The 9501-nt window shown below is 65.0% G+C and carries 5 protein-coding genes and 1 tRNA gene; 5 read left to right on the top strand and 1 reads right to left on the bottom strand.

From position 1 onward, the window contains the following. Positions 1 to 98: 98 nt before the first annotated feature. On the top strand, positions 99 to 1316 hold the full coding sequence (locus NLR35_RS10745; RefSeq protein WP_374940804.1) for an NnrS family protein: 1218 nt from the start codon (positions 99 to 101) through the stop codon (positions 1314 to 1316). On the opposite strand, the gene NLR35_RS10750 is transcribed toward NLR35_RS10745, so the two are convergent. Beyond that, the gene (locus NLR35_RS10750; protein WP_257166521.1) at positions 1301 to 4750 is read right to left on the bottom strand and encodes a PAS domain S-box protein; all 3450 of its coding nucleotides are present in this window, start codon (positions 4748 to 4750) and stop codon (positions 1301 to 1303) included. The two genes, NLR35_RS10745 and NLR35_RS10750, sit on opposite strands and share 16 nt — an antisense overlap. Before the next feature lie 325 nt (positions 4751 to 5075). Here NLR35_RS10750 and NLR35_RS10755 point away from each other — a divergent pair, with 325 nt between their 5' ends. The 4 genes from NLR35_RS10755 to NLR35_RS10770 all read left to right on the top strand — a co-directional run. Continuing rightward, positions 5076 to 5456: a phasin gene (locus NLR35_RS10755; RefSeq protein ID WP_257166522.1), complete on the top strand. Its 381-nt coding sequence runs from the start codon at positions 5076 to 5078 to the stop codon at positions 5454 to 5456. A gap of 252 nt (positions 5457 to 5708) precedes the next feature. Then, positions 5709 to 6143, top strand: coding sequence for a phasin (locus NLR35_RS10760; RefSeq protein ID WP_257166523.1), 435 nt, complete (start codon positions 5709 to 5711; stop codon positions 6141 to 6143). Between the two features lie 260 nt (positions 6144 to 6403). Next, positions 6404 to 6480 (top strand) — tRNA-His (locus NLR35_RS10765). A 2649-nt stretch (positions 6481 to 9129) separates the two neighbouring features. Beyond that, the coding region (locus tag NLR35_RS10770; protein ID WP_257166524.1) for a ParA family protein at positions 9130 to 9501 on the top strand (372 nt) is incomplete at its 3' end.

The following is a 9501-nucleotide window of genomic DNA, read 5'->3' on the forward strand; positions in this document are numbered from 1 at the left end:
GCCGGAAGTTTGTGCTGGCGCAATCCGCCGCGAGCCATGCGCAACTACATCGGGGGAGGCGCCACGATCGGCGCGGTTCCCGTCGACTTCGAGCGAGCATGCCAATGGCCATTCCGCGCAACTATCAAGGCTGGACCGTTCTCGCCAACGGCTTCCGTCCGTTCTTCCTGCTCGGTGCGATCCAGGCCGCGCTCGCGATCCTGGTCTGGCTGCCGGCCTATTATGGCGAGCTGAAGCTGGGCTCGGCGTTCGCGCCGCGCGACTGGCACGTCCATGAAATGCTCTACGGCTATCTACCGGCCATCGTCACCGGCTTCCTGTTCACGGCGATACCGAACTGGACGGGACGGTTGCCGATCCGTGGCCTGCCGCTGCTCACGCTTGTTATCGTCTGGCTGGCCGGACGTCTCGCCGTCACCTTCTCCGCCGCCGGCCCCTGGTGGGCTGCGCTGCTGATCGATGCCAGCTTCCTGCTGCTGGTCGTCCTCGCCGCCGCGCGTGAGATTGCAGCCGGGCGCAATTGGCGGAACCTGCCGGTGGTCGCCATGGTCGGCATCCTGCTCGCCGGCAACGTCGCCTTCCACCTCGAGGCGCATCTGCACGGCGCGGCGGACTATGCGATCCGCGTCGGCGTGGCCGTGATCGTGCTGCTGCTGGCCCTGATCGGTGGCCGCATCACGCCGAGCTTCACGCGCAACTGGCTGGTGAAGCACAATCCCGGCCGGCTGCCGGCGCCGTTCGGCCGCTTCGACATGGTCATCGTGGTGTTCAGTGCACTGAGCCTGCTCGGCTGGATCGTGGCGCCGGACAACGCAATCACTGGCGCTGCGCTCGTCGTCGCCGGCGTGCTGCATGCGGTGAGGCTGGCGCGCTGGGCCGGCGACCGGACGCTGCGCGAGCGGCTGCTGGTGATCCTGCATGTCGGCTACGCCTTCGTGCCGCTCGGCTTCCTGCTCAACGCGGCGGCGAGCCTCGGATGGATTCTGCCGAGCGCCGGCCTGCATGCCTGGATGGTCGGGGCTGCGGGGATCATGACGCTCGCCGTGATGACGCGCGCCACGCTCGGCCACACCGGACAGGCGCTGACGGCTTCGGTCGCGACGCAGGCGATCTATCTCGGGATCATCGTTGCGGCGCTGACGCGGGTCTGCGCGGTGCTGGCACCGGCGCATGCGGACGTCCTGCTGCACGTGGCCGCCTTCGCCTGGATCATCGCCTTCTCGGGCTTCGTGCTCGCGTTCGGTCCGCTGCTGCTCGGCCTCAAGCTGCGCGCGCTGGCGATCCGTTCCGCGGGATCGGCTCAGCCCGTGCTCTGATTGCGCGCCACCGCGCGCGAGAACACCACCTCCATCAGCGTGCCGGATTTCGGCGCCGCCTTGACGTGGAATTGCGCGCGGTTGGCCTCGACCAGAGCCTTGGTGAGCGACAGGCTGAGACCCGCGCCCTCGGAGCTCAGCTCGGCGCCCGCGGCCGCGCGGAACGGCTCGAGCGCTGCGGCCACGGCCTGATCGTTCAGCCCATGACCGGTGTCGCGCACGCGCAGCACCACCTCGCCGAAATCCGATGTCGCGGTCGAGACGATGACCTGGCCGCCGGCATTGGCGAGCGAGATCGAGGCCGAGATCAGGTTCGTGGCGATCTGGCGCAGCGCCCTCGCATCGGCGATCACGGGCGGCAGCGCCTGCGACAGCGAGGTGCGGATGATGATGCGCGCCCGGTTCGCCTGCGGCTGCATCACGGCGACGCAGCTCTCGACGAGCTCGTTGAGGTTCTGGCTGGTGAAGGCGAGCTCGAGCTTGCCGGTCTCGATGCGCGACAGTTCGAGCAGATCGTCGATCAGCGACACCACGCGCTCGCCGGAGGCGCGGATGTCCTTCATGTATTCGGCATAGCGCGTGTTGCCGAGCGTGCCGAAGCGCTCGCCGATCATCACCTCGGCAAAGCCGATGATCGCGTTCAGCGGCGCGCGCACCTCATGGCTGATCCGCGCCAGCATGTCGGCCTTGGCATTGGCCGCGCGGTCGGCGACGCGCCGGGCCTGCAGCAATTCGTTCTCGCCGCGGCGGAGCTGGGACAGATCGCGGAACACCGCGAAGAAATTTGGACCCTCCGGCCGGGTGCGGCCGATCGTCATCGACAGCGGGATGGTGCCGCCCTGGGCGATCTTGCCGAGCACCTCGTGGCCCTGATCCAGCACGCCCGACGCACCGGCCTCTTGAACGCAATCGAGATAGTCCAGCACCAGACGCGCGCTCTCGGGGGCGAACAGCTCGATGAGGTTGCGACGAACGAGCTCGGCGCCGTCATAGCCGAACAAGGCCTCCGCGCTGCGATTGCAGGCGTGAATGTTGCCGCCGGCATCGAACATCAGGATGCCCTCGGCGGTGACGTCGAGGATGGCAGCGAGGTCCTCGGCCTCCGCGTGACCGGCCGCAGCAGGCGGAGGCACGACGAGCGCGGTCGGTGCTGCTGCGGGCGGAGGCGCCGGCGCGGCGTCCGTGGTGGGCGGCAGCGCAGCTGCGGGGCCGTGCGTCGGCGCGAAGATCAAGGCGTGCGCGGTGTCGCCGTCCCAGGTGATCGTGAACAGGCGCGCCTCGGCCTTGACCTCCTCGCTGGAGGAGCCGTCTGCCGCCGAGATCGTCACCGGCGTGCCGGTTTCAGATTTGTTTGACGATCCCGAGCCGCCGGGCTCGACATAGAGCGCATCGAGGCCACCGGCCTGCTCGAGCGCCGGCAGGTCGGCATAGCCCATCTGCTTGAAGAACGCGGGATTGGCGTAGAGCAGCCGGTCGAGCCGGTAGATCAGCATGCCCGTCGGCAAGAGATCGAGCAGGATGCGGTCGCGCTGGCTGTCGCCCTGGGCCGGCGGCGCTTCGGGCGTCAGCCATTCGGTCTGCAGCCCGGCGCCAGGCTCGCTCGTCGCCTCGGCCCTCGCCGGCATCTCCTCGTGCGGAGCTGGTCCAAGAGGATCACTCACGCGCGGTGCCGGCTCAAACGCCGTGCCGGAAAGGTCGGCGGACGTGCTGCGGACTTCACCTTCGAGCCGGGCTGACAGCTGGCGCGCAAGTTCATGAAACGCATTGTTCTCCACCGGCGTCAGCGCCGGAAGCTTGCTCTCACCGGGGGCGCGGAACGGCACGACGTTTCCGGCCGCTTCCAAGCCGACACCATCAATGTGGGACGCGTCCGTCGTGATGGAAGCATCCCGGGCAGACAGCGTGATGTTGTCCTGCCGCGGCGGCGCATCTGCGGCCGGCCCATGGTCGGATTGAGCACGTTCCGTCGGCGCGGCATCGGCGGGAGCAGGATCTGTTCCGCCGCCCTGCGACGCCTCGGCCGTGCCCGGCCGCAGCGCCTCCAACCGGTTCAGAGTATCGAGATCGCGACAGACGCCGAAGCCACGATAGCCGGAATAGGTCTGGTCGCGGGTGAGGACCGGCAGTCCAGAGAGTTCGACGGCGAGACTCTCGCCGCCGTCGGTGGGCCACATCACGGCGAGGTTGCTCCAGGTCTGACGCGACTCGATGGCGGCGCTGACGAGGCCATCCGGATCGAGGCCGAGCGTGTCCGTGATGTCGTGCCAAAGCCGGCCGAGCTGCGTGGCGCTCCGCGCACCGATCAGTCGGACGAACTCCTCGGAGCCGACCGAGAACCGTCCTTCGGCATCCATCTCCCAGGAGAAGCGCAGCGGATGGCGGCGCGCGCGCGTCGACGCATCATCCGAAACGATGGCGGAGTCGTCGTCCGCCTGCCGCATCGGCGACGCGGCAAGCTCTGTCGCGCGGTCCTCACTGGTTGCGGCCTGTGGCGGCGCGAATGCGGAGGGATGCATGTCGGCCGTGGTCTGCGACACCAGCGGCTGCGGCTCGAACAGCTCGGCCTCGGCAGGGTCGTCGATCAGGAGGAATTCAGCCGGCGCTTCGTTCGACAAAGCGGGAGCTTCATAGTCGCTGTGGCGTTCAGTCATGTCGTCCATCGAAGGAGCAGGCGGAGTCTCGGCCGCATCCGGGCCGGCGATGTCGATCGGGGCCGGGGAGGCATCGGGAACGGACTCTGCATCGGATATGGGCGCCGGGTTCGACGCGTCGATCTCTTCAGGTCCGGCCGGCACGGGCATCGCGACCAGTCCGGTCTGGTTGCCGCTGCCGACACGGCACAGCACGGCGCGCTCAGTGCCGAGCGTCACCTCGGCAAGACCATCGGCGAGCGCCGAGCGTCGGGCTGCGGCAAAGGCTGGATCGCTCAAGTCGTGCATGCCGAACAGGCGTCGCCCTGACGTGCTGATGCCGGCGAACAGGCCGTCGTGGGTGAACGCAATCAGAGGATGCTCGCTGCTCTCGACAAGTCGCCTGAGACGCTCAGCCAGCGGAATGCCGCGCCCGGTGCTGTCGGTGCTGGTGATCAGCACGGCGCGGGTGCCGTCCGGGAAATCGAGCCTCGCGCAGCCGCAGGTCGCGAGCGTGCCGAGGGGGGCGCCGAAACCGCGCAGCCGTTCGAGCCGGAGCGCACCGCTCTCCGGCAACCGTCGCGCCAATTGTGCGATCTGGCGGCGATGCTGATCGGCTGGGCCGAACGTCCTGGCGCTCAGCGCCGTGGCATGGGTCGCGCCGAACACCCGCGCCCCCATGGCATTCGACCAGAGCACGCGGCTGCCATCGGCCGACCACAGCCAGGCCGGCAGGCTGCCCGCGGCGTGGACCGCCAGCCGGGGATCGCTCAGGACCTGCAATTCGAGATCGGCGTGGGTCATGGGCAAAGGCGAAGGGCTCTTCTGACTTTCATCGGCGGCCGGAACCGGCAGCGTTAAGAATTCGTTACTATCGCGCGTTTTGAGGGCAGAGGTCCACGGCCCGGCCGGCGCGACGTCGTGCTAAAGCTTGGATAACCTTAATGTGTTCCTCGGCCCGCCCTCGGCGCACAGAACCCGGCCGCCGCCGGCCTTTTGCATTGCAAACGCGCCCCAGGCGGTCACGATGCACCGCGGACCGGCCGTAAAGCCGACCTGCGCCCCCTGACGGGGACGCGTCTCGGGGCCGCTTCGGCCAACAGGCTTCGGCCAACAGGAAGAGGGACAGATGACGGACGACGGTCGCCGATTCGAGATTCCGAAAGACATGCGCGCCATGGCGGAGGCCGGCTTCGACCAGGCCAGGCAGACGTTCGAGAAATTCCTGGCCGGCGCCGAAGCCACCGCCGGCTCGCTCGAGGAGCGCGGCGCCACGGTGCGCGCGGGCGCCAAGGACATCGGGGCCAAGGTCCTGTCCTATGCCGAGAAGAATGTGCAATCCTCGCTCGACTACGCCCAGTCGCTGGTGCACGCCAAGGATCTGCCCGAGGTGCTCAGGCTGCACACAGACTACATCCAGGGGCAGATGCGATCGCTGGCCGAGCAGGCGACCGAGATGGGCCAGGCGATCAGCAAGGCCGCGGTCGACGCCGCCAAGCCCAAGGCGTGAGACCAAGAAGGCGCGAGCGACGAGAGCGCTTGAGCCTCTCTCGGCACGCTCGGATTGAGCAGTTGGTCTGCTCGACGGTGGCCCGCGACAAAGAGTTCCAGATATCGGAATTAGTCGTTGCGTTGCACAAATTCGACACGATATAGCTCTACGCGAGGTTGTTACCTCCCAGGGGCGGTTCCTCTGCGTGATCCGAAGTGACGTCTCGTTGCCGGGACGATTCAGCCTTAAATGTTCCCAAGGATGCATGCCATGACCAATGCCACCGATCCTTTCTCTGCATCGATCATCCCGTTCGAGGTTCCCGAGCAGGTGCGTGCGCTCGCCGAGAAGGGCGTGTCCCAGGCTCGCGAGAACTACGCCAAGTTCAAGGACGCGGCCGAGACGCACAATTCGGCCATCGAGGCGTTCTTCGCCAACGCCAGCAAGGGCGCCGGCGCCTATTCGTCCAAGGTGATGGAGTTCAGCAAGGCCAATACGACGGCCTCGCTCGACTTCGCCCAGGAGCTGTTCAGCGTGAAGTCGCCGTCGGAGGCGATGGAGCTGTGGGCCGGCTTCGCCCGCAAGCAGTTCGAGGCCTTCACCGCCCAGGCCAAGGAGCTCGGCGAGCTCGGCCAGAAGGTCGCGACCGAGACGGTCGAGCCGATCAAGGAAAGCGCCACCAAGCTGTTCAAGCCGGCGGCCTGAGATCGCCCCGCCCGGCGCCTGCGGTGCGGGCGCCGGCATGAACGGCCAACAATCCCGAGCCCGGCGCGCTTCCGCCTCCGGGCTCGATCCATTTTGAGCCCGCATTGTGGGCAGGCGTGCGGAAGCGCTCACAAAGGCGGCAAAAAACGCCGGGGAGGCGGGAGACTTTATCCGTTCTCGGACTTGCCAAATCTCCCCGTTGCACCTAGTTTCCGGCCCGTTCGGGCGCCCCCTCTCGCGGGGCTCTGCCCGTTGCGGATGCAGTTGTAGCTCAGTTGGTTAGAGCGCCTGTCTGTGGAACAGGAGGTCGGTGGTTCGAGCCCACCCAACTGTACCAAAATCAATGACATCTCGATCGTTTGCCGGGGGCGCGGCACGTATTAGCCATGTCCGGCGGGGATCCATGTCCCGGCCGACGGCGGTGTCGTAGGGCGGATTAGCGCCAGCGTAATCCGCCATCTCCGAAGCAAGTATTCCGGACATTCGATTGTCCCTGTGGGCCCTTTGAGCGGCCTCTGACCAATTCGTTCGACGGCCTTAACGATGAAACGGCGGATCACGCTGCGCTGATCCGCCCTACGCGCTGACCCATTCCTTCAACGTTTTTGACGTAGGGCATCGAATCCTTTGATCTGACCTTGCTTTTCACGAGCCGATTTAGGTGTGAATTCAACTATAGGCATACGCGTGCGTGGCCCATCTACGAAGAGTAAGGCGGTGCGTGCCGCGTCATGTATCACGTGATGCATGCATCGGACCACGATGAGGCACCGAAGTAATGAGTCGAGCTGACCGCAAGGCGAACGAGTCAATAGAGGATCTGGCGGACATACAGAAAGCACTTTCGGCTTCGTGATTTTTCAGGAGCGATGAGCCTCAGTGGAGATGAGCACCGTTTGGTGCATTTGATGCAGTCAAACACTGTCACGTGAGATAAATTAGGAGAATAGCGGAGTGATCTCTCTTGTAGTAACGCCTATAAGCATTCACACTTGAAACGCGTCACGTGAGCTCCGGAGGGGCCTACAATGACAAGCGGATCTCGACAATACCAGGGCTATCCGTTGAAGCCGCCGGTTGCGGTAAAGGAGAGGGAGGGCTTTGTTCTTGCCCCTCTCGCGCCTCCGGCTCCGCCGGGACAGCCGCCATCTATCAATACGTCATACCAATATCCGGATGGTCCCCAATCGAATTGGGAGCCCACGAGCTTCGGTGATACGTTTCGTACGTTTTTTATTCTTGCGCTGTGGGCAATTGGCGCGCTCATTTTGATATTCGGTGTGGCGTATTTTGGGCAGGACGCTCGACCATCCAACAGCGATTGGCTGCCGTTGTCCCGACCGCTTCCAAGATGAGTTGCCGTTCGTTACCGGAAGAAGGCCAAAATTTCGTTAGTCGTAGGACGGATTCGCGCCAGCGCAATCCGCCCTCTTCGAGCAAGATTAGCGAGGAACATTCGATTGTCCCTCGCGAGCGCCTTGAGCGGCTACTGACCCATTCGTCCGACGGCCTTGACTATCAAACGGCGAATCACGCTTGGCTGATCCGCCCTACGCGCTGATCGGTTCGACCAACCAGCGAACTGCTGGAGCGGCAACAAACCGATACCTTCTTCCTAACGGCTCTTGCGATCAAGCGGCCTTGTCCCGGTCTTTGATTCCGCAGCCAAACAGCGGCGGAGCTTCACAGCTGCAATTTCTTGCGCATCATCACTGTGGAATGCCCGCATCATCGAACGCCGCTCCTTCCTCGAAGTAACCCAGCCGTATGTAAAATTCGCATGCTGTGAGTTGCGCGGCGAGAATGAGTTGCTCGTTCCCCGACGGGGGCGACCTCCGCGGCGAACTCCATCAACTCTCTTCCTGCGTCTTGGCTGCCGGGCTCCGCACTCTCTTCCGTTTTCCAGAAAAATTCTTGACGCCCCCCCCCAAATCAATGGTCTTATCCGCGCATCCCGTCCCGATGCGAAGGGGCGTACGCGCGGTCGTCACGATACGTGGGGCGGGGATGCGGTGGCCGTGGTGGATCAGGCGCTTTAGCGCGACGACTGATCCGTCGCGGACGATGAAGTCGTGTGGTCCTGGCCTCTCGTCGCTGAGGTCAAGTCCGGCAGCGTTGCCTAGGGGCACGCGCGGGCGATGGGGGCAAGAACGCCGATCCCCAGGGAGATCGCGTATAAATCGTAAGCCCATCGCGCAGGGAATGCCGGATGCTCGGCTGAACCTGTGGTGACTGCCGCCTGCTTTTCTTGTTGCAGGCGGGCCATGGGTGAGGCCTTCACCCGGCATTCCCTGCGCCCTCGCGCTTCGAGGGCAAGTGGCGGAACACCTCGGGCGTCCGGCGCCGCGAGATTGCGGGGGCGTGCCATCGCATGTGCCGATCGTCATTGCAGTCATGGAGCAACGCTTATGGAGGGCACCGACGCCTCACCAACACCGCTGTCGTCCCTGCGAAGGCAGGGACCCATAACCATCGGCCCTGGTGAGATGATGACTGGCAGTTGCGCGTCAAACTTGGATTCCGCGGTATGGGTTCCTGCGTTCGCAGGGACGACAGCGGAGCAGGTGGCGCGGTTATCGGTCCTGAGCGCAATGGTCGTCAGCGCCCCGGCGGCCGCGATGAACCGATCATGCGGCGACGTGATCGCGCTCGACGGCGCTGCCGAAGATCGATGGCGACGTCGCCACCGTATTTAAACGGATGGGTTTCAAGCCGCCATCCTCGGGCAAGCTGTTCGACGACATCGCCGGCGGCGCTCGGAGCGGCGCGGCGCGCTTACAGCTTCAGCATGCAAATGCCGGCGAGCATGACCGGATGTTGTCGAGGGAACGCGAAGCCGATGTGCTGCTTTTCTGCCGATGGTGTGACTCAAAAACCAATGCGTTTCAGCAATCAGGAGTTACGCCTTAGCAATCGCTAAATTTATCTTCCGCGAATCAGTCCGCTGATTCATTTTCGCGGCCGGGGTCAATCTGGAGGCCAAGTGATGAACGTTATTGTTTTCGCATCGCGTAAGGGCGGTTCAGGCAAGAGCACCCTGGCCGCCCATCTCGCTGCGCAGATCAAGGCGAGCAAGTCCTGTCTGCTCATCGATGCCGACCCCCAGGGGTCGCTGACGCTTTGGCACAAGCTGCGCGGCACCAACGAGCCGCCGATCAAGACGGCCGTGAACTCGGTGAGCGCGATCGTCTCCGCCGCCCGCCGCGACGGCGTCGAGTGGGTGCTGATCGATACGCCGCCGACCATCTCGGCCGTGGTCGAGGATGCGATCAAGAACGCGACCATGGTCATCATCCCGGCGCGTCCGGGCGTGTTCGACGTCAACGCGGTGCAGGAGACGATCCAGACCTGCCGCGCC

The sequence above is a fragment of the Bradyrhizobium sp. SRS-191 genome, assembly GCF_024586915.1.
Classification (GTDB): domain Bacteria; phylum Pseudomonadota; class Alphaproteobacteria; order Rhizobiales; family Xanthobacteraceae; genus Bradyrhizobium.